The organism is Micromonospora sp. NPDC018662 (assembly GCF_044391475.1).
Lineage (GTDB): Bacteria > Actinomycetota > Actinomycetes > Mycobacteriales > Micromonosporaceae > Micromonospora.
Window position 1 is genome coordinate 110,303 of sequence record NZ_JBISAC010000015.1, and the last position, 20,483, is coordinate 130,785.

At 72.9% G+C, this 20,483-nt stretch carries 16 protein-coding genes; 10 read left to right on the forward strand and 6 right to left on the reverse strand.

Going from position 1 to position 20,483, the window contains the following annotated elements; all coding sequences use genetic code 11:
- Positions 1–15: 15 nt before the first annotated feature.
- A complete protein-coding gene (locus ACH495_RS29620) occupies positions 16–1,434 on the reverse strand; it encodes a PepSY-associated TM helix domain-containing protein (protein WP_396860996.1) in 1,419 nt (472 codons plus the stop codon).
- A gap of 221 nt (positions 1,435–1,655) precedes the next feature.
- On the opposite strand from ACH495_RS29620, the gene ACH495_RS29625 reads away from it, so the two are divergent.
- The gene (locus ACH495_RS29625; protein WP_396860997.1) at positions 1,656–2,333 is read left to right on the forward strand and encodes a YcnI family protein; all 678 of its coding nucleotides are present in this window, start codon (positions 1,656–1,658) and stop codon (positions 2,331–2,333) included.
- 71 nt (positions 2,334–2,404) lie between these two features.
- Here the strand turns inward: ACH495_RS29625 and ACH495_RS29630 are convergent, their stop codons facing one another.
- The 5 genes from ACH495_RS29630 to ACH495_RS29650 form a co-directional block, all read right to left on the reverse strand.
- Complete coding sequence (locus ACH495_RS29630; protein WP_396860998.1) at positions 2,405–4,381, reverse strand: cytochrome c oxidase assembly protein; 1,977 nt, start codon at positions 4,379–4,381, stop codon at positions 2,405–2,407.
- Positions 4,382–4,687: 306 nt separating this feature from the next.
- A complete protein-coding gene (locus tag ACH495_RS29635; protein WP_396861034.1) occupies positions 4,688–5,242 on the reverse strand; it encodes a copper resistance protein CopC in 555 nt (184 codons plus the stop codon).
- A gap of 26 nt (positions 5,243–5,268) precedes the next feature.
- Positions 5,269–6,498, reverse strand: coding sequence for a Dyp-type peroxidase (locus ACH495_RS29640; protein WP_396860999.1), 1,230 nt, complete (start codon positions 6,496–6,498; stop codon positions 5,269–5,271).
- The gene (locus ACH495_RS29645) at positions 6,495–7,079 is read right to left on the reverse strand and encodes a copper chaperone PCu(A)C (protein ID WP_396861000.1); all 585 of its coding nucleotides are present in this window, start codon (positions 7,077–7,079) and stop codon (positions 6,495–6,497) included. Before ACH495_RS29645 ends, ACH495_RS29640 begins: the two co-directional genes overlap by 4 nt.
- A gap of 313 nt (positions 7,080–7,392) precedes the next feature.
- On the reverse strand, positions 7,393–7,989 hold the full coding sequence (locus ACH495_RS29650) for a hypothetical protein (RefSeq protein ID WP_396861001.1): 597 nt from the start codon (positions 7,987–7,989) through the stop codon (positions 7,393–7,395).
- A 473-nt stretch (positions 7,990–8,462) separates the two neighbouring features.
- On the opposite strand from ACH495_RS29650, the gene ACH495_RS29655 reads away from it, so the two are divergent.
- From ACH495_RS29655 to ACH495_RS29695, 9 genes are all read left to right on the forward strand, one after another.
- Positions 8,463–10,532: an amino acid transporter gene (locus ACH495_RS29655; protein WP_396861002.1), complete on the forward strand. Its 2,070-nt coding sequence runs from the start codon at positions 8,463–8,465 to the stop codon at positions 10,530–10,532.
- Between the two features lie 452 nt (positions 10,533–10,984).
- Complete coding sequence (locus ACH495_RS29660) at positions 10,985–11,377, forward strand: hypothetical protein (protein ID WP_396861003.1); 393 nt, start codon at positions 10,985–10,987, stop codon at positions 11,375–11,377.
- A 148-nt stretch (positions 11,378–11,525) separates the two neighbouring features.
- Positions 11,526–12,029, forward strand: a complete 504-nt coding sequence (locus tag ACH495_RS29665) for a hypothetical protein (RefSeq protein ID WP_396861004.1) — start codon at positions 11,526–11,528, stop codon at positions 12,027–12,029.
- A 248-nt stretch (positions 12,030–12,277) separates the two neighbouring features.
- Positions 12,278–12,367, forward strand: coding sequence for a K(+)-transporting ATPase subunit F (kdpF, locus tag ACH495_RS29670; protein WP_074475088.1), 90 nt, complete (start codon positions 12,278–12,280; stop codon positions 12,365–12,367).
- The gene (gene kdpA, locus ACH495_RS29675) at positions 12,367–14,022 is read left to right on the forward strand and encodes a potassium-transporting ATPase subunit KdpA (RefSeq protein WP_396861005.1); all 1,656 of its coding nucleotides are present in this window, start codon (positions 12,367–12,369) and stop codon (positions 14,020–14,022) included. The genes kdpF and kdpA overlap by 1 nt, the downstream gene beginning before the upstream one ends.
- A gap of 20 nt (positions 14,023–14,042) precedes the next feature.
- A complete protein-coding gene (gene kdpB, locus ACH495_RS29680) occupies positions 14,043–16,235 on the forward strand; it encodes a potassium-transporting ATPase subunit KdpB (RefSeq protein WP_396861006.1) in 2,193 nt (730 codons plus the stop codon).
- Position 16,236: 1 nt separating this feature from the next.
- The gene (locus ACH495_RS29685) at positions 16,237–17,118 is read left to right on the forward strand and encodes a potassium-transporting ATPase subunit C (protein WP_396861007.1); all 882 of its coding nucleotides are present in this window, start codon (positions 16,237–16,239) and stop codon (positions 17,116–17,118) included.
- 106 nt (positions 17,119–17,224) lie between these two features.
- Positions 17,225–19,771 (forward strand): DUF4118 domain-containing protein, encoded by a 2,547-nt coding sequence (locus ACH495_RS29690; RefSeq protein WP_396861008.1) that lies wholly within the window; start codon positions 17,225–17,227, stop codon positions 19,769–19,771.
- A complete protein-coding gene (locus tag ACH495_RS29695; RefSeq protein WP_396861009.1) occupies positions 19,768–20,466 on the forward strand; it encodes a response regulator in 699 nt (232 codons plus the stop codon). Before ACH495_RS29690 ends, ACH495_RS29695 begins: the two co-directional genes overlap by 4 nt.
- Positions 20,467–20,483: the final 17 nt, after the last annotated feature.

The following is a 20,483-nucleotide window of genomic DNA, read 5'->3' on the forward strand; positions in this document are numbered from 1 at the left end:
CGCAGGTTCACCGGATCATCGGAGCGAGGTCAGTGGCGGTGGTGATGTCCGCCGGCGGGCGCCGAGCACCAGGTCGACCACGAGGAAGGCCAGCAGGCTCACGCCCAGCAGCGGCAACGCCCACCCGACGGCGAAGACCAGGGGTACGCCGACCGCGATGCCCCAGCCGGGCAGCCGCTGCCAGGCACCGCGGTCCGGAGGTGCGCCGAGCGGGGCGCGCCGGTCGGCGCGGGTGGGGCGGCGCTGCCACCACATCCGGTAGCCCCAGACGGTGACGCAGAGCAGGCCGAGGGCCAGGGCGGCGAGCAGGACCTGGTTGACCGGGCCGAACAGCACCCCCATGTGCGCCTGGATGCCGAGACCGCTCACCTGCGCCAGCAGCGGCCAGGAGGTGAAGTCGCTGCGGGCGGTGATCGCGCCGGTGGCCGGGTCGACGGCGACGGCGTCCTTGCGGACCGGCCAGGAGTTGTCGACCTGCACGACGCTCCACGCGGTGCCCGCCTCGGCCGGTGGGGTGACCTCGACCGGGCCGTCGAGGCCGGCGCCGCGGGCGAGCGCGAGGACCCGGTCGGTGTCGGCCGGGTCGACCGGCGTCGCGCCTCCTCCTTCTCCGCCCCCGTGGTGGCCGGTGTCGGCGACCGGGGTGACCGTGCCGGGCAGCGTGGTGGACAGCTCGGGGGCGTGCGCGTCGAGCGCGTCGAGGGCAGAGCTGAAGTTCCCGCCGGCGTAGCGGGACCAGGTCAGTCCGGTGGCGGACAGGAACAGCAGCCCGACGGCGAGCCACACCCCGGTCGCGGCGTGCCAGCCCCGGGTGCGCCGCACCCCCCGCTTCGCGGCCAGGTCAGGGGCGACCAGTCGCCGCAGCCGCCCGGTGGCGGTGCGGTGGCGCCGCCACCACAGGATGAGCCCGCCGAGGACGAGGATCCACAACCAGCTCGCGGCGAGCTCGGAGTAGTAGCGCCCGACCACACCGAGGTGCAGGTTGCGGTGCAGGTCGTCCAGCCAGGTGGTGGCCGGCGTCGAGCCGAACCAGGTGGTGAGGGTGCCCTTGACCTGGGCGGTGTACGGGTCGACGTAGACGGTGTGCTGCTTCTCGCCGAGCGCGGGCACGTCGAACACCACCCGGGTGGTGGCGTCCTTCTCGCCGGGGGCGACGCTGGCCACGGTGCCGTCGGGGTGCGCCGCCCGTGCCGCGGCGATCTGCTCGGCCAGGGGCCGCGACTGGTCCCCGACGCGGTCTACGGTGAGCTGGTCGCCGTAGAGCACCCGGTCCAACTGCGGGGTGACCGTGTACGCCAGCCCGGTCAGGGCGGCGACCATCAGGAACGGTGCCACCAGGATCCCGGCGTAGAAGTGCAGGCGTAGCAGCAGTCCACCCCATCCGCTGCCGGAGGGCCGGGCCGGCGGTTGTGGGGTGTCGACATGAACCGTCATGCGTCAATCCGATCTCGCGCAGAGGAGCGTCGGCTGTCCTAGTCGGTGTGGGATCCGTTCCGGTTCCCGCGTCCGCTCGCCGAGGCGCGAGATTCCACCGTTCGGTGGAGTCGGGGAACTTTTCCCGCTCCGCCGCCGACCATCAGCCGGTGCCGGAGGACCGGCCCTCGAGATCGGACGCAAAGGATGCGCTGCTCATGAACCGGATAGCGTTCGCCCGAGTGGCGACGATCGCCGCGGGCGCCGCCGCGCTCACCGTCGGGCTGGCCGGGCCGGCCGCAGCCCACGTGACCGTCAACCCGTCCACCGCCGCGCAGGGCGGCTGGACGAAGGTGTCGTTCCGGGTGCCGAACGAGACCGACACCGCCGACACCACCAAGGTCGAGGTCAACCTACCCACGGCCACCCCGATCGCGTCGGTCTCCCTGCGACCGCTCACCGGCTGGACCGCCACCACCGAGTCCACCAAGCTGGCCACGCCGATCAAGACCGACGACGGGGAGATCACCGACGCCGTCACGAAGATCACCTGGACGGCCGGACCTGGCGCGGCGATCAAGCCGCACCAGTTCCAGGAGTTCGACGTCTCCCTCGGCCCGCTGCCCCAGACCGACCAGGTCGTCTTCAAGGCCCTGCAGACCTACTCCAACGGCGACATCGTCCGGTGGATCGACGAGCCCGCCGCCGGCCAGGAACCCGAGCACCCCGCCCCCGTGCTCACCCTCACCGCCGGCAAGGACGACACGTCCTCCGCCCAGCCCGTAGCCGCCGCCGCGCAGACCAGCGGCGACGCCGACTCCGACAGCGGCACCGTCTACGGCATCGCCGGCGTCCTGCTCGGCCTCGCCGGTCTGGTGGCCGGACTCCTCGCCTACCGCCGCGCGAACCACGCGAACTGACCGCGTCGATCCATTCCGCCTTCTGCGTACCCGAGAGGCGGCGCGGAACCCGTGACGGCAGCGCCGCCGGGTCAGCTGTCGGCCGGCCGGTCGGTGCCGCGCGCGTCGGTGTCGGCGCGCGCGGCGGCGGCCAGGAACCTGTTGTAGCGGGCCAGGTCGTCGTCCTCGCCGGTGGCCTCGGCCCGGTCCGCGGCCCGGTCGACCCGGCGCTGCTCGCGCTGGTCGGCCTGGATCCACTGCCGAACGAGCAGGACCATGACGACGGCGGCGGGGATCTCGCCGAAGGCCCAGGCGATACCGGCGCCCAGCTTCTGGTCGTCCAGGAGCGTGGACGCCCAGGCGGGGTGGACGCCCAGGTACCAGTCGGGGGCGATGACGGTGGTGGTCTGCATGAGCGCGAGGCCGAAGAAGCCGTGGGCCATCATCGAGGCGAGGTGGACGAGCACCAGGATCGGGTGGGGCAGCCTGGGCCGGCCCGGGTCGATGCCGATGAGCACCCAGAACAGCAGGTAGCCGGAGAGCACGAAGTGCCCCAGCATGGCCAGGTGCCCGAGGTGGGAGCGCATCAACGTGCCGAGCAGGTCACTGAAGTAGAGGCCGAACAGGCTGGCGGTGTAGATGCCGAGCGCCACCAGCGGATGGGTGAGCAGCCGGGTGGGGCGGCTGTGCAGGGCGAGCAGCAGCCACTCCCGGGGCCCGCGTACCTCCGGTTCGGTCGGGCGGCGCAGGGCCCGTAGCGCCAGGGTGACCGGGGCGCCGCCGACCAGCAGGATCGGCACCACCATGGACAGCACCATGTGCTGCGCCATGTGCGCGCTGAACAGCACGTAGGCGTAGCGGGCGAAGCCCAGGCCGGTGGCGGCGGCGAGCACCAGCAGGCCGGCCACCCAGCTCGCGGTGCGGGCCACCGGCCAGCGGTGCCCGGCCCGGCGCAGCCGGCGTACCCCGGTCAGGTAGCCGGCGATGCCGACCGCGGTGACGGTGAGGAAGAACAGATCGGGCAGCGGCTGGCCGAGCAGGTGCCCCGGGGTGGGCGCGGCGGGCATCGGAAAGCCGAGCACCTCGGTCACCGGGTCGGCGTCGACCGGCTCGGTGACCGGCGTCGGACTGCGGGACAGGGCCACCGCCAGGCCGACCGTGGCGGCGAAGACCACCAGTTCGCCGGCCGCCAGCCGCGCGAACGCGCGGCGCCGCCCGGCGGCCAGGGCCGGCAGGGTACGCGTGCGGTGTGCCGCGCCGAGCAGGCCGAGCACCGCGAGCGCGGCCAGCTTGCCCAGCACCAGCCACCCGTAGCGGGACTGCCACAGCTGGTCGACGGCGCCGAGGCGCACCGCGGCGTTGGCCAGGCCGCTGACCCCGACGGTGACGAAGCAGGCCAGCGCGAGCCGACTGTAGCGGGCGGCGGCCCCGGGCAGGTTCCGGCTGCGGCGGATGGTCAGCAGCGCGGCCAGCCCGCCGGCCCACAGCGCGGCGGCGAGCACGTGCAGCGCCAGGCTGGACACGGCGATCTGGTGGTTGCCGGCCCCGGCGGCGTGCCCGGTCAACGCCGGCGGCAACAGCCCGGCCAGCGCCGCCGCCGAGGCGAGCGCGGCCGTCCGGCGGGACAGCGCGAGCCGGGCCGTCACCGCCACCGCTGCCGCCAGGCCGGCCTGCGCCACCAGGGCACGCCCCTGCGTGATGTTCACGCCGAAGCTGACCACGGGCGCCACGCCGAGCCGGCCGAGGGGAACCCCGAGCAGGTCGGAGACCGTGAGCACCAGCAGTGTCAGGGAGGCTGCCGCCCAGCCGGCCGCCGCGAGGCCGGCGCGGCGCAGCAGCAGCCACCCGTGCGCGGAGACGCTCGCCCCGTCACCGGGCAGCAGGAATGCCGCCGTCACCGCGAAGCCGACGGTGAGCGTCGCCAACCCGTCGGCGAGCAGCCGCACCGCCGGCAGCGCCCACGTGGTGACCGGTCCCGGGTCGGGCAGGCCCGGGATCGCGGCGGCGACCGCGCCGCCGAGGCGCAGCGCCAGCAGTAGCACCGCCACCGCCGAACCGGTCGCCACCACCCAGGCCAACCAACCGCTCGCCACCGGCCGGCCCGGGGAAGGGCGAGCCTGACCGGCGGTGGTCGGGTTTCCACCCACCCGTCCGGCGCTGCCCGGTCCCGCGCCGACGGCTGCGGGTTGCCGGCTGCCCGGCCCGTCGTCGGCAGGCTCCGCGGCGACCGATCCGAGGCCGGCCGCTTCGGCCGCTCCCGGGCCGGAGACGTCGGACGGGCGGGGGGAGCGGGGGGTCGGGGACGGCGACGCGGGCTGACGCACGGTGTGGACCTGTTTCCGGATCGGGCGCGCCGGACGGGCCGGCGTCGTGGTTCAGGAGGTGCGGCGGCGCCGGAGCAGCAGCAGGGCCGCGCCGGCGACGGCCACGACGGCGACCGCGCCGACGGCCAGCAGGACCGACGGTGGGCCGCCGTCGCCGCCCCCGGCGGCGACCGGGCTGGCCGGTCCGCCGCTGCGGGTCGCCGTCGTCGGCGGTGGGGGCGACACCGCGGACGTGGCCGGGTCGGCGACGGTGAACCGGTACGAGCCCTGCACCGGGTGACCGTCGGCGGAGACCACCCGGTAGGCGACGGTGTAGGTGCCGTTGGCCAGTGGCTCGTCGACGCTCACGCGGCCCGCCGTGCCGTCCACGGCCGGTGCGCCGGTCGGCACCTTCCGCCGGGCGGCGTCGCTGAGCACGATGGTGGTGAACTGCGGGTCGAGCCGCTGCAGGAAGCGCAGCGTCACCGAGGTCGGCGCGGTGGTCACCCGGGCGTCCTGCGCCGGTGTGGCCGACTGCAACGAGTTGTGCGCCGCGGCGGGCGCGGCCGGCACCAGCAGCAGCGCGGTGAGCAGCGCGGCGAGGGCTGCGGTGACACGGGTACGCATCGAGCAGGCGTCCTTCCGGGTAGCGGTCATCCGAGCACCTGCTGGCCGATCCAGCCGCCCTCGGGGCAGCCGGGCGGGATCGCGAAGACGGCGGAGCCGATCGGGGTGGTCCACTCGTTGAGCAGGTCCCGCTCGGCCAGCCGGCGCTGGATGGGCAGGAACTGCCGGGCGATGTCGGCCTGGTACGCGGCGAAGACGAGGCCGCTGTCGGCGTGGCCCTCGGCGGTCGGTGCGCCGTCGTAGTTGTAGGGCCGGCGCAGGATCTTCTGCCGGTCGTCGGTGACGTGGGCCCGGGTCAGGTGGGAGAAGTCCGGGATGACGGTGAGCCCGTCCTCGCCGAGCGCGGCGAAGTCCGGCTCGTCGTGCTCGGCGGCGCCGGTCAGCGGCGCCCCGGTGTCCAGCCGCCGGCCCACCGCGAGTTCCCGGTCGGTGCGGCCCAGCAGGTCCCAGGTTTCCAGGTTCATGCTGATCCGCCGCACCACGAGGGTGGTGGAGTCGCGCAGCCAGTCCGGCCCGTCGGACACCCACACGGCGGTGTCGGCCGGCGTGCCGGGCTTTGGGTTCGCGGTGCCGTCGAGCTGCCCGAACAGGTTGCGCTGCGTACGCCCCGGCTCCGCCCCGGCGGCCCGCCGGAAGCCCTGCTGCATCCACCGCACCGTGGCGAAGGGTCGGCTGTCCTTGACCAGGACGCGTTGGGCGTGGGCGACGGTGAGCGGGTCGTCGGCGCAGATCTGCAGCAGCAGGTCCCCGCCGGACCAGCGGGGTTGCAGCCGGTCGATGCGGAACGCCGGCAGGTCGGCCACGGATGGCGGTCGGCGGTCGGCGCGTCCGGCGGCGGTATAGAGGCCGGGGCCGAAGCCGAACGTGACGGTGAGCCGGGCGGGCAGCAGCCCGAGTTCCGGCTCGGTGTCGGCCAGCGAGGGGCGGCCCTGGGTCAACCGGGCGGCGTCGTCGGACAGCAGCCGCAGCATCCGCCCGAGCGCCGCCCGGTCGGTGTCCGGTTTCAGGGTGAACGCGACGAACGCTGCGTGTGCCTGCGGTTCGGTGGTGACCCCGGACTGCCGGGCGCCGTGGAAGGGCTCGACCGCGTCGCCGACCTGGGCCACCGGGACCGGCGCGGCGGCGCTCACCCGGGGATCGGCGGGACGGGCGGCGGCGATGGCAGCGCCGCCGGCCAGCGCGCCCCCGGCGGCGACGGCGCCGGTGAGCAGGCCACGCCTGCTCACCGGACGGCCCGTGGCGGGACGGTCGGTCATGAGGCCGGGCTCATGCTCATCTCCGGCATCGGGGAGTCGCCATGGCCGGGGGCGTAGGACTCCTGGGCGCCGGTGAACGGCTTCGCCACGGCGGTGAAGGTCTGGGTGCGGCCGTCGGCGAAGGTGAGCGTGAAGCTCAGTTCATCGCCCGCCTTGACCGGCTTGGCGATGTTCATCAGCATCAGGTGGTCGCCGCCGGGCTCCAACGTGGCACGCGAGTGCGCCTTGACCACGATGCCGCCCTCCTTGGGCTGCATGACCATCTTCCCATCCTTCATGGTCATCTCGTGCAGCTCCATCGGGGAGACCTCGGTGGCCGCCTTGGTGATCGTCACGTCGGCGTCGCCGTCGTTGACCAGGGTGCCGAACGCGGCGGTCATGCCCTTGTCGGCAGCCTTCACCCACGGGTCACTGATGCCGAGCACCGCCGCCGCGCTCGCCGAAGCGGTCGCCGACGCCGACGCCGTGGTGGCCGACGATCCCTCGTCGGAACCGCAGGCGGCGACAGACACGGCCAGCAGGGCCGCGGCGATCAGGGCCGCCGGACGCAGGAACCGGCCGCTGGTGGTGGTGCTGGGCATGACAGTTTCCCCTCGAAGATCGGTACTCGTGTCGTTGGTCGGGGCCGGGAAGCGGAAAGTTCCAGCCGGTGGGATCCGCCACCTCGCCGACAGCGCGGGTCGTGCCGCCGCGTCACGCCGTTGGTGCGCCGAGCCTTGGTATGGCGCGGGCACCAGCCGCAGCGAGGGCGCCGTCGCGGTTTCCTCGGACAGCCGCCTCCGAGCGTGTCGTCTACGCGCTCGCGATGGCCGCCTGCCACCGCAAGATCGCTTGAACGGTCAGCCGTGTCGACACCACCACATCGGGGGGTTTCGCTGATGGCGCGGTGGGGTGTCAGCGCTGCCGCCGGAGCGCAGCCACCGCGCTCTCGGGGTCGTCGACGCTGGCCACGAAGCTGCGCCCGGAGGTCAGTTCCAGTCGGACGGCGGCACCGCTGCGGATCAGCGCGGTCCGGTGCCAGGTGCCCGGTGAGGGGAACCACCAGATCGTCCAGGGGCGGGCCGGCACGTCGACTGCCCACACGGCTCGGACCTGGTGCAGCGGCACCGCCGCGTTCGGGCCAGGCAGCAACGGGTGTCGGACCGCCACCTGGTAGGTGGTGATCTCGACGGTCAGTCGGCACGTCGCCAGCGCGGACAGCGTGGCCGCGACGGCGGCGATCGTCCACAGGGTCGCCGCGGCGGACCAGGCCAGTGCGGTCGGCAGGTCCGCGCGGCCGGCCAGCAGCAGGCAGCCCGCCGCGGCGGCCAGCAGCACCGGTATGGTGGCTGCCGCCGTCGCGGCCGGCCAGCCGCCGGTCGCGCTGCCGCGCCAGAAGCGGCTGTCCGTCGGTCCCGTTCGGGGCTGCGGGCAGTCGTCGCCCGCCGTCCTGCCGCGCGGGGCCTCGACATGTTTGCCGGAGCCGATGACGGCGTCGATGTGGTGGTGCACGGCTGGTTTCTCTCCGCTGGGATCGGGGGCACGCGGCGGGCCGGTCGAACCGACTCGGCCCGCCGCGGCGACCCGGTGTGAAGGGCGCGGCTGGGGGCGAACGCATCCCGGATGCGGGGGCGCCCTGCCCTTTCCGGACCGCACCGGCCACCTCATCCGTAGCGGCGGGGCTCGTACCCGCCTGCCGCGATGGGCCGTCCCGTCCTGGCCGTCGCCGTCCTTCCCACCTTCGGTCGGGTTCTTACCCGACGGAGTACAGCAGATCCGATCCGACCACAGGCTGGCAACGACCTTCACACGTCCGCTACGCCGGACGCGTGGTTCTTCACGCCGCCGCTACGCCGACCCTGTTTCGGGAAGGCGTTACGGGTTTGCCCCCGATGGGTAGGCTCCCGCTGCTCGGAAGGACCGGTGAGGCGCCCGGCTCGATGGCCCGCGTGCTCGGTCGAAGCGTGGGGACGGACGGAGTCGGCATGGTCAGCGGGCGTGAAGTCGGCGTAGAGGTCCGCAGCGGCGGCGAGCCGGACGGCGGCGAGCCGCCGCCGGGTCGACCGGCGGACGCGGGGGGTTTGCTGGTGCCCGAGTGCGTCGACACCCCGTCGGCGGGCCAGGTGCCAGCGGGACCGGTGGCGCGGTGGTTGCTCCGGCACCGGGTGCAGCCGGCCGGCCCCGAGTCGGGGGAGTCGCACGCCAGGCCGCACTCGTGGTGGAAGGTGATGTGCCTGACCGGCGTGGACTACTTCTCCACCCTGTCGTACCTGCCGGGCATCGCGGCCCTGGCGGCGGGCGCGCTGTCGCCGTTGGCGACCCTGCTGATCGTGGCGTTGACCCTGTTCGGGGTGCTGCCGATGTACCGGCGGGTGGCGGGGGAGAGCCCGCACGGGCAGGGGTCGGTGGCGATGCTCGAGCGGCTGTTGCCGTTCTGGCGGGGCAAGGTGTTCGTGCTGGTCCTGCTCGGCTTCGTCGCCACGTCGTGGATCATCACGATCACCCTGTCGTCGGCGGACGCGACGGTGCACCTGTTGGAGAACCCGGTCCTGCCCGACGCGTTCCCGCATGGCACGACCGCGGCAGTGGTGGTGACTGTGGTGCTGCTGCTGGTCCTCGGCGGGGTGTTCCTGCTCGGTTTCAGCGAGGCTGTCGGGGTTGCCATCCCGCTGGTGGCGGTGTTCCTCCTGCTGAACGCCGCGATCGTGGTGGTCGGTCTGGTCGAGGTGGTCCGCGATCCGGCGTTGCTGTCGGGCTGGACCGGCGCGTTGACCGCCGGCACCGGTGGTGTCGGCGACGTCGTCGGCCCGGCCGTGCTGGCGTTCCCGCTGTTGGTGCTGGGCCTGTCCGGTTTCGAGACGGGCGTGAGCATGATGCCGCTGGTCAGGGGTGACGGTCCGGACGGTGAGGCACGCCTGCGGGCGCGCATCGGCAACACCCGCAAGTTGCTCACCACCGCCGCGTTGATCATGTCCGGGTATCTGCTGACCACGACGTTCGTCACCACCGTGTTGATTCCCGCCGAGGAGTTCGCCCCCGGCGGCCGGGCCAACGGACGGGCGTTGGCGTACGTCGCCCACGAGTACCTGGGGGAGGCGTTCGGCACCGTCTACGACATCAGCAGCGTGCTCATCCTGTGGTTCGCGGGCGCGTCGGCGATGGCCGGGTTGATCAACATCGTGCCCCGGTACCTGCCGTCGTACGGAATGGCGCCGGAGTGGGGCCGGGCGGTCCGGCCGGTGGTGATCGTCTACACGTTGATCAGCGTCGCGATCACGGTGGCGTTCCGCGCCGACGTCAACGCCCAGGCCGGCGCGTACGCCACCGGGATCCTGGCGATGATGGTGTCCGGCGCGGTCGCGGTGACCATCTCCGCGCTGCGCGGCCGGCAGCGCCGCGCCACCGCCGGGTTCGCGGCGCTGACGCTGGTGCTGGTGTACGCGCTGGTCGCCAACGTCATCGAGAAACCCGAGGGGATCGCCATCTCCGGCCTGTTCATCGCCGGGATCATCGCCGTGTCCCTGGTCTCCCGGGTGTCGCGCACCACGGAGCTGCGGGCGGAGCGGATCGAGTTCGACGAGCCGGCCCGCCGGTTCGTCACCGACTCGATCGAGTTCGACGGCCGGCTCGACATCGTCGCCCACCGTCCGGACACCGGGACCGGCGCGGAGTACCGGGCGAAGGAACGCGCGCAGCGGGGAATGAACCCGGTTCCGGGCGCCGCCGACGTGGTGTTCCTGGAGGTCGAGGTCATCGACCCGTCGGAGTTCAGTGACGTGCTGCGGGTGCGCGGCGTCGAGGTGGACGGATACCGGGTGCTGCGGGTGCAGAGCCCGGCCGCGCCGAACGCCATCGCGGCCGTCCTGCTGGCCCTGCGCGACGCCACCGGCCTGCGTCCGCACGCGCACTTCGAGTGGTCCGAGGGCAACCCGATCGCGCACCTGCTGCGCTACCTCCTTCTCGGCCGGGGTGACACGCCGCCGGTGGTGCGGGAGATCATCCGCAAGGTCGAACCGGACCCGACCCGCCGTCCGGGCATCCACGTGGGCGGGTGACGTCCTCGCGCGGCGCGGGAAGCTCCAGCGGATCCGCGCCCGTCGTGGCGATGTCGTCGGGGCCGGAGGCGACCGAGGTCGAAGCGTCGAGAATGGCGCCCAGGTTGCGCCGCGGACAGCGGGACCAGCGGGTCGAGTACGCATTCTTGACGCCGTGCCGACCGATTTCTACGCCGTCTTCGCGCCGCGGCCGGATCAGCCGAAAGCGGGCCGGCCAATGCGGCGGAGCGGTCGCCGTTACGGCCGCGTCAAAATTCGGCTCGTGGTCGTAGCGGGCGCGTGAAAACTGTCGACGGTGGCTGGCCGCCGGGGGTGATATGGCGACGAGGGATCGAGATGCGGACCCTCATCGTCGCAGGAGGCGTGTGGTGACTGTCGATCCGGATCCGTCGGCCCCGTCCGGCCGCCAACCGACACCGACAGGTGTCAGTGTCGCGGCAGGTTGGGTGGTGATGGTCGCCGCGGCCCTGCTGGCGGCCGCGGTGTTCCCGCCGTCGGAGGCGCCGGGGCGGATGCTCGTCATGGCCGTCGCGGCCGGCGTCTTCGCGTCGGTGGTGGCGGACCTGCGCGCGGTGGCCGCCGTCACCGTCCTCGCGATGGCCACGTTCGTCGGATTCCTGGCCAACCAGTTCGGCGACCTGACCGCCACCGCCGACGCCTGGTCGTACGCCGTGGTGATCGGCTTCGCCGGCGCGCTCGGCAGCGGCTACCGATTCATGCGGTCCCTGCCGGGGGCGGCCGGGCAGGAGCCCGACCGGGGGGCGGCGTTCCGGCCGTTCACCTGCGGACCCGACGCGGTGGTCGCGCCGCCGGACACCCCGTTCGGTACCTCTCGTGGGGCGTGACCGAACGCGCACCGCACCGGACACGACGGATCGCGGCGGCCCGGGAAACCCCGCGCCGCCGCGCGCCACCACCGCCGACGAGTCCTTGTCCATCTGCGTGGAGTTGGTGACCGGGCGTGGCCGGGACTGGTGGCCACGCCCCGGCCGCGTGTTCACGGCCCATCGCCGGCACACCTTCGCCCAGTTGGCCGAGGCGATCGACGTCGCCTTCGGCCGCTGGGATCTGGCGCATCTGCGGATGTTCGTCCTGCCCGGCGGCGTGGACGTGAGCTGGTCGGCCTGGCGGGACGGGCCGGCGTTTCCCGGCACCCGCGACGGTCGCTCCAGTCGGCTGGACGCGCTGACCGTCGGCACGGCCTTCGCGTACGTGTTCGACCTGGGCGAGGACTGGACGCACCTGTGCACCGTCCGCCGCCCCGACCCCTGCGCCGCGGCGCCGCAGTCGCCCCGGCCCGACCGCGGCTGGGGCGACCTCCCCGACCAGTACGGGCGTCACCGGGCCGACGACCGGGTCGGCGCCGCAGCGCCGCGCGGCTCGTCGACGCTGCTGTCGGACCTGCCGCCGATCCTGCCCTCCTGGGGTGCCCGGGCCGATGGGTCGCTGCCCCGCGCCGCCGGCACCGCAGGCGACACGTCCGGCACCCCCGGGTGACCCGTTTCACCTGATCAGCGGCCGGCGTTAAAAGGGCGTCAAGAATCGCCCGGGCGGCGTCATGGTTGCGTTAACGACCCTGTCCGCCGCACGTCCGAGGCGCTTTGATTGCCCGGCGCGACCGGATGGCGGTCGTGACAACTCTATTGCCGGTTAGGGGAGTCAGCGGTGTCTGACGTGCTGTTCGTGGTGTTGACGGTGGGGCTGTTCGCGGCTCTCGCCCTCGTGGTGAGGGGTGTGGAGAAGCTGTGAGTGCCGTCAACGCCGTCGGCTTGGTGCTGGCGATCGGGCTGGCCGTGTTCCTGGTGGTCGCCCTGCTGTTCCCGGAGCGGTTCTGATGACCATGACAACAGCGGGCATCGTCTTCGCCCTGTCCCTGGTCGCGGCGCTGGTCGCGGTCTACAAGCCGTTCGGCGACTACATGTTCCGGGTGGTGTCGGGCACCACGCAGTCCCGCGTCGAGCGGGGCGTGTTCCGCCTGGTCGGGGTGAACCCGGCCGCCGAGCAGTCGTGGGGCGTGTACGCCCGCAGCGTGCTGGCGTTCTCCGCGATCTCGATCCTGTTCCTCTACCTGTTCCAGCGGGTGCAGAACCACCTGTGGCTGTCGCTGGGCTTCGACCCGGTGGTGCCGCACGGCGCCTGGAACACGGCCGTGTCGTTCGTGACCAACACGAACTGGCAGTGGTACTCGGGTGAGTCGACCATGGGCCATCTGGTGCAGATGGCCGGCCTGGCGGTGCAGAACTTCGTGTCCGCCGCGGTCGGCATCGCCGTCGCGGTGGCGCTGGTGCGGGGCTTCGCCCGCAGTCGTACCGGGGAGCTGGGCAACTTCTGGGTCGACCTGACCCGGATCGTCCTGCGGATCCTGCTGCCGATCGCGGTGCTCGGCGCGCTCGCGCTGATGATCGGCGGCGCGGTGCAGAACCTGTCCGGCGGCACCGACGTCACCACCCTGACCGGCGGCGCCCAGACGATCATCGGCGGGCCGGTGGCCAGCCAGGAGGTGATCAAGGAGTTGGGCACCAACGGGGGTGGCTTCTACAACGTCAACAGCGCCCACCCGTTCGAGAACCCCACCTCGTGGACCAACTGGATCGAGATCTTCCTGATCCTGCTGATCCCGTTCAGCCTGCCCCGGGTCTTCGGCCGGATGGTCGGGCAGAACCGGCAGGGCTACGCGATCGCCGCCGTGATGGGCATCCTCGCGCTGGCCAGCATCACCCTGACCAACGTCTTCGAGTTGGCCGGGCACGGCACGGTGCCGCAGGCGGTCGGCGCGGCCCTCGAAGGCAAGGAGGTCCGGTTCGACGTCTCGAACTCCGCGACGTTCGCCGCGGCGACGACGCTGACCTCGACCGGGGCGGTGAACTCGTTCCACGACTCGTACACGGCGCTGGGCGGCGGCATGCTGCTGGGCAACATGATGCTCGGCGAGGTCGCGCCGGGCGGCGTCGGCGCCGGCCTGTACGGGCTGCTGATCCTCGCGGTGATCACCGTGTTCGTCGCCGGCCTGATGGTCGGTCGGACGCCGGAGTACCTGGGTAAGAAGATCGGGTCGCGCGAGATCAAGTTCGCCTCGATGTACTTCCTGGTCACCCCCGTGCTGGTGCTGGCCGGGACGGCGGCGGCCTTCGCGACCGGTAACAACTCCACCGCGCTCAACGTCGGCCCGCACGGCCTGTCCGAGGTGCTCTACGCGTTCACCTCGGCGAGCAACAACAACGGTTCCGCGTTCGCCGGCATCACGGTCAGCACGCCGTGGTGGAACACCGCCCTGGGGCTGTGCATGCTGCTCGGCCGGTTCCTGCCGATCATCTTCGTGCTCGCGCTGGCCGGCTCGCTGGCCCGCCAGAATCCCACCCCCGCGTCCGAGGGCACCCTGCCGACCCACAAGCCGCTGTTCATCGGCATGGTCGTCGGCGTCACCGTGGTCCTCGTCGCGCTGACCTTCCTGCCCGCGCTCGCGCTCGGCCCGCTGGCCGAAGGGCTGTGACCACCATGAGAGAGAAGGACATGACCACGTCCACGCCGGCACCGCACGGCACCGCCGACGCGGCCACCGCCGGCACACCCGCCACCCAGGGCAACCGGGTCGGAGGCGGCCTGCTCGATCCGAAGCAGCTACTCCGGTCCCTGCCCGACGCGCTGCGCAAGCTCGACCCGCGCACGCTGTGGCGCAACCCGGTGATGCTGATCGTCGAGATCGGCGCTCTCTTCACCACCGTGCTCGCCGTCGCCGACCCCTCGGTGTTCGCGATCGCGATCGCGATCTGGCTGTGGCTGACCGTGCTCTTCGCCAACCTCGCCGAGGCGGTCGCCGAGGGCCGCGGCAAGGCCCAGGCCGCCACGCTGCGGCAGGCGAAGAAGGACACCGTCGCGACCCGGCTGGTCGGCTGGACGCCGGGCGCCGCCGCGAACACCTACCGGGACGAGGCCGTCCCGGCGCCGGAGCTCAAGCAGGGCGACGTCGTGCTGGTCGAGGCCGGCAACATCATCCCGGGCGACGGTGACGTGGTCGAGGGCATCGCCAGCGTCGACGAGTCGGCCATCACCGGCGAGTCCGCCCCGGTCATCCGGGAGTCCGGCGGCGACCGCAGCGCGGTCACCGGCGGGACGAAGGTCCTCTCCGACCGGATCGTCGTGAAGATCACGCAGAAGCCGGGCGAGAGTTTCATCGACCGGATGATCGCGCTGGTCGAGGGCGCCAACCGGCAGAAGACCCCGAACGAGATCGCGCTGAACATCCTGCTGGCCGCGCTGACGATCATCTTCCTGCTCGCGGTGGTGACCCTTCAACCCCTCGCCATCTTCTCCAAGGGCTACCAGGCCGCCGCGCCGGACTCCGGGGCGATCACCGACGCCGGCGTCACCGGCGTGGTGCTGGTGTCGCTGCTGGTCTGCCTCATCCCGACCACCATCGGCGCGCTGCTGTCGGCGATCGGCATCGCCGGCATGGACCGTCTCGTGCAGCGCAACGTGCTGGCGATGAGCGGCCGAGCGGTCGAGGCGGCCGGCGACGTGAACACGCTGCTGCTGGACAAGACCGGCACGATCACGCTGGGCAACCGGCAGGCCGCCGAGTTCGTCCCGGTCGAGGGCCGCACCGCGGCCGAGGTCGCCGACGCGGCCCAGCTCTCCAGCCTGGCCGACGAGACGCCCGAGGGGCGCTCGGTGGTGGTGCTGGCCAAGAACGAGTACGGGCTGCGCGAGCGCGAACCCGGCCTCATCCCGCACGCCACCTTCGTGCCGTTCACCGCGCAGACCCGGATGAGCGGCGTCGACCTCACCGCCGACGCCGGTGAGGGACCGACGCGCCGGGTCCGCAAGGGCGCCGCCGCCGCCGTGATGAAGTGGGTACGCGAGAACGGCGGCCACCCCACCGAGCAGGTCGGGCAGATCGTCGACGAGATCAGCGGCATCGGCGGCACCCCCCTCGTCGTCGCCGAGCACGTCGACGGGGAACCGGCCCGCGCCCTCGGGGTGATCCACCTCAAGGACGTCGTCAAGGCCGGCATGAAGGAACGGTTCGACGAGATGCGCCGGATGGGCATCCGGACCGTGATGATCACCGGGGACAACCCGCGCACCGCGAAGGCCATCGCCGACGAGGCCGGCGTGGACGACTTCCTCGCCGAGGCCACGCCGGAGGACAAGCTCGCCCTGATCAAGAAGGAACAGGAGGGCGGCCGGCTGGTCGCGATGACCGGCGACGGCACCAACGACGCGCCCGCCCTCGCGCAGGCGGACGTCGGCGTGGCCATGAACACCGGCACGTCGGCCGCGAAGGAGGCCGGCAACATGGTCGACCTCGACTCCGACCCGACCAAGCTGATCGAGATCGTGGAGATCGGCAAGCAGTTGCTGATCACCCGGGGCGCGTTGACGACGTTCTCCATCGCCAACGACATCGCGAAGTACTTCGCGATCATCCCGGCCATGTTCGCCGGCATCTACCCCAGCCTGGACACGCTGAACATCATGCGGCTGTCCAGCCCGGAATCCGCGATCCTGTCGGCGGTCATCTTCAACGCCCTGGTGATCATCGCGCTGATCCCGCTGGCCCTGCGCGGTGTGCGCTACCGCCCGGCCAGCGCGTCGAAGCTGCTCAGCCGCAACCTGCTGCTCTACGGCCTCGGCGGCATCGTGGTGCCGTTCGTCGGCATCAAGCTCATCGACCTGCTCATCCAGTTCGTCCCGGGGATCTGACATGCGACTTCCCAGTTGGCTCACCCAACACCTGGCCGCCCTGCGCGCCGTGCTCGTGTTCACCGTGCTGCTCGGGCTGGCCTATCCACTCGCCCTGGTCGCGGCCGGGCAGCTGCCCGGCCTGTCCGGCAAGGCGGACGGCTCCCTGATCACCGTGACCGGCAAGACCGTCGGCAGCTCGCTGATCGGGCAGTCCTTCACCGACGCGGACGGCAACCCCGTCCCGCGCTACTTCCAGTCCCGGCCCTCCGCCGCCGGCGACGGCTACGACCCCACCTCCACCTCGGCCAGCAACCTCGGCCCGGAGAGCGTCGTCGACACCCTCTCGACCGACCCGGAGGCAGCCTCCGAGAGCCTGCTCACCCAGGTCTGCGCCCGATCCAAGGCCGTCGGCGAGCTGGACGGCGTGGACGGGCGACGCCCGTACTGCACCACCGACGGGGTGGGCGCGGTGCTGGCCGTGTTCCGCGCCGACGGCCTCACCGGCCGGGTGACCCGCGTGGTCAGCGTCAACCAGGTCGCCCCGGCCACGCCGTTCGTCACGTCGTGGCAGGGCGTACCGGTCGAGCTGGCCAAGCCGGACGAGGACTACGTCGCCGCCGGCGGACTGATCGTCCCGGTCCGGGGCGACGCGCCGGCGGAGCCGGCCGTGCCGGCCGACGCGGTCACCGCCAGCGGCAGCGGCCTCGACCCGCACATCTCCCCGGCGTACGCGGAGATCCAGGTGGGCCGGGTGGCGCGCGAGCGCGGCGCGGACCCCGCAGCGGTCCGAGCCCTGGTGGCGAAGCACACCACCGGCCGGTCGCTCGGCTTCATGGGCGAGCCCGGCGTGAACGTGCTGGAACTCAACCTCGCGCTCGACGAGAAGTTCCCCGCCCGCTGACGGCGGACGTGGGCAGGGCCGACCACCGGTCGGCCCTGCCCGACCACCGGTCGGCCACGAGAGCCGGCACTTCCCGAGCCCGTCCACACCAGAGAGGATCTTCTGCGTGTCGCGAGGAGAGCTTCGTATCTATCTGGGGGCCGCCCCCGGCGTCGGCAAGACCTACGCCATGCTCGAGGAGGCCCAACGGCGGGCCGAGCGCGGCACGGACGTGGTGATCGGCTTCGTCGAGACGCACGGTCGCAAGCACACCGCCGCGATGATCGGCGACCTGGAGCAGGTACCCCGGCGCACGATCACCTACCGGGGGGCCGAGTTCACCGAGATGGACCTCGACGCCGTCCTCGCGCGCCGGCCCGAGGTGGTGGTGGTCGACGAGCTGGCCCACACCAACGTCCCGGGCTCCCGCCACGACAAACGCTGGCAGGACGTCCAGGAGCTGCTCGACGCCGGGATCAGCGTGCTCTCCACGGTCAACGTGCAGCACCTGGAGTCGCTCAACGACGTCGTCGCCCAGATCACCGGCACCACCCAGCGCGAGACGGTGCCGGACGAGGTCGTCCGCGCCGCCGAGCAGGTCGAGCTGGTGGACATGACACCGGAGGCGCTGCGCCGCCGGATGGCGCACGGCAACATCTACCGCCCCGACAAGATCGACGCCGCGCTCGGCAACTACTTCCGGGTCGGCAACCTCACCGCCCTGCGCGAACTGGCGCTGCTCTGGCTCGCCGACAAGGTCGACGAGCAGCTCGACGCGTACCGCTCTCAGCAGGGCATCTCGGCCACCTGGGAGGCCCGGGAGCGGGTCGTCGTGGCGCTGACCGGCGGCCCGGAGGGCGAGACGCTGATCCGCCGGGCGGCCCGGATCGCCGCCCGCAGCAAGGGCGCCGACCTGGTCGCCGTGCACGTCGCCCGCAGCGACGGCCTGGCCGGCGCCGACCCGGCCCAACTGGCCCGCCAGCGGGTGCTGGCGGAGAGCCTCGGCGGCACGTACCACCAGGTCCTCGGCACCGACGTGCCGCAGGCGTTGCTCGACTTCGCCCAGGGCGTCAACGCCACCCAACTCGTGCTCGGCGCCAGCCGCCGGGGACGCCTCGCCCAGGTGTTCTCCCGCGGCGTCGGGGTCACCACCACCGCCCTGTCCGGCGCCATCGACGTACACCTGGTCACCCATCCGGAGGCGGGTCGGGGCCGGCGCTCCTCGGCGGTGCCGGCGGCGCTGTCACGCCGACGCCGGCTGCTCGGCTTCGCGCTGGCCGGGCTGGGGATGCCGCTGCTCACCCTGCTGCTGTGGGTGCTGCCGGATCTCACCCTGACCAACGACATCCTGCTGTTCCTCGCCGGTGTGGTCGGGGTGGCGCTGGTCGGCGGGCTGTGGCCGGCGCTGGTCGCCGCCCTCGGCAGCTCGCTGCTGCTCAACTGGTACTTCACCCCACCCTTCTACACGCTGACCATCGCCGAGGCGGACAACCTACTCGCCCTCGGCGTCTTCGTCGGCGTCGCCCTCGCGGTCAGTTGGGTGGTCGACGTGGCGGCCCGCCGCACCCGCGAAGCGGCCCGGGCCTCCGCCGACGCGCAGACGCTCGCCGTCGTCGCCGGCGGGGTGCTGCGCGGGCAACGGCCACTGCCGGCGCTGCTGGACCGGCTCCGGGAGACCTTCGGGCTACGCGCGGTCAGCGTGCTGGAGTTGGCCGCCGACGCCGAGGGGCGGCCCGGCCGGGCCCGCGAGGAAGGCGCCTGGCGGGTCGTGGCCAGCGTGGGGGAGGCGCCGGCGTGCAGCCCCAGCGCGGGGGAGACGGCGGTACCGGTCGACGACCGGCTGACCGTCGTGCTCTCCGGCCGTCGCCTGGAGGCCGCCGACCGGCGCGTCGTCGAGGCGTTCGCCGCCCAGGCCGCCGTCGCGCTGCGCCAGGAACGCCTCGCCGAGGAAGCGGCAACCGCCCGCCCGCTCGCCGCCGCCGACCGGATGCGCACCGCACTGCTCGCCGCCGTCAGCCACGACCTGCGTACGCCGCTCGCGTCAGCGAAGGCGGCGGTGAGCAGCCTGCGCAGCCCGGACATCGAGTTCGACCCGGACGACCGGGATGAATTGCTCGCCACCGCCGACGAGTCACTGGACCGGCTCGGGCGGCTGGTGGAGAACCTGCTCGACATGAGCCGGCTACAGGCCGGTGTGCTGGGCGTCAGCTCCACGGCGATCGGACTGGAGGACGCCGTACCGCGGGCGCTGGACGAACTGGGCCCGATGGCGGCCGACGTCAGGACCGACATCCCGGCGGACCTGCCGGCCGCCGAGGCCGACCCGGGGCTGCTGGAGCGGGTGCTGGTCAACATCGTCGCCAACGCGCTGCGGCACAGCCCACCCGGTCAGCCGCCCACCGTCACCGCCAGCGCCCACGCCGGCCAGGTCGAGCTACGGGTGATCGACACCGGCCCGGGCATCCCGCAGGACCAGTGGGAACACGTGTTCCTGCCGTTCCAACGCCTCGGCGACCGCGACAACCAGACCGGGGTGGGGCTCGGACTCGCCCTGTCCCGCGGCCTGGCCGAGGCGATGGGCGGCAGCATCACCCCCGAGACCACACCCGGCGGCGGTCTCACCATGGTGCTGCGGCTGCCGGCCGCCACCGAGTCGGAAGGGCCGCCGGAATGACCCGCATCCTCGTCGTGGACGACGAACCGCAGATCCTGCGCGCCCTGCGAATCAACCTGCGGGCCCGCGGCTACGACATCGAGGTCGCCGACACCGGTGCCGCCGCGCTGAAGGCCGCCGCCTCCCACCCGCCGGACCTGGTGGTGCTCGACCTCGGCCTGCCCGACATCGACGGCATCGACGTCATCCGCGGCCTGCGCGGCTGGACCGGCGTGCCGATCATCGTGCTCTCCGGCCGGGCCGGCAGCGAGGACAAGGTCGCCGCTCTCGACGCCGGCGCCGACGACTACGTCACCAAACCGTTCGGCGTGGACGAGCTGCTCGCCCGCATCCGCGCGGTCACCCGCCGCCTCACAGTCAGCGCGGCCGGCGCCCCGGCGCCCTCCGCGACGGCTGCCCTCCGGGTGGGCCGGCACACCGTCAACCTCGCCGACCGGAGCGTCACCCGCGACGACGGCACCGACGTCCGGCTCACCCCCACCCAGTGGGCCATGCTCGACAAGCTGCTGCGCCACCCCGGCAAGCTCATCAGCCAGCGGCAGTTGCTGCATGACGTGTGGGGCCCGGAATACCAGCACGAAACCAACTACCTGCGTCAGTACATGGCCCAGCTGCGGCGCAAGCTCGAAGACGACCCCGCCCGCCCCCGGCACCTCATCACCGAACCGGGCATGGGCTACCGCTACCGGCCCTGACCAGCCGGACGAAAGCT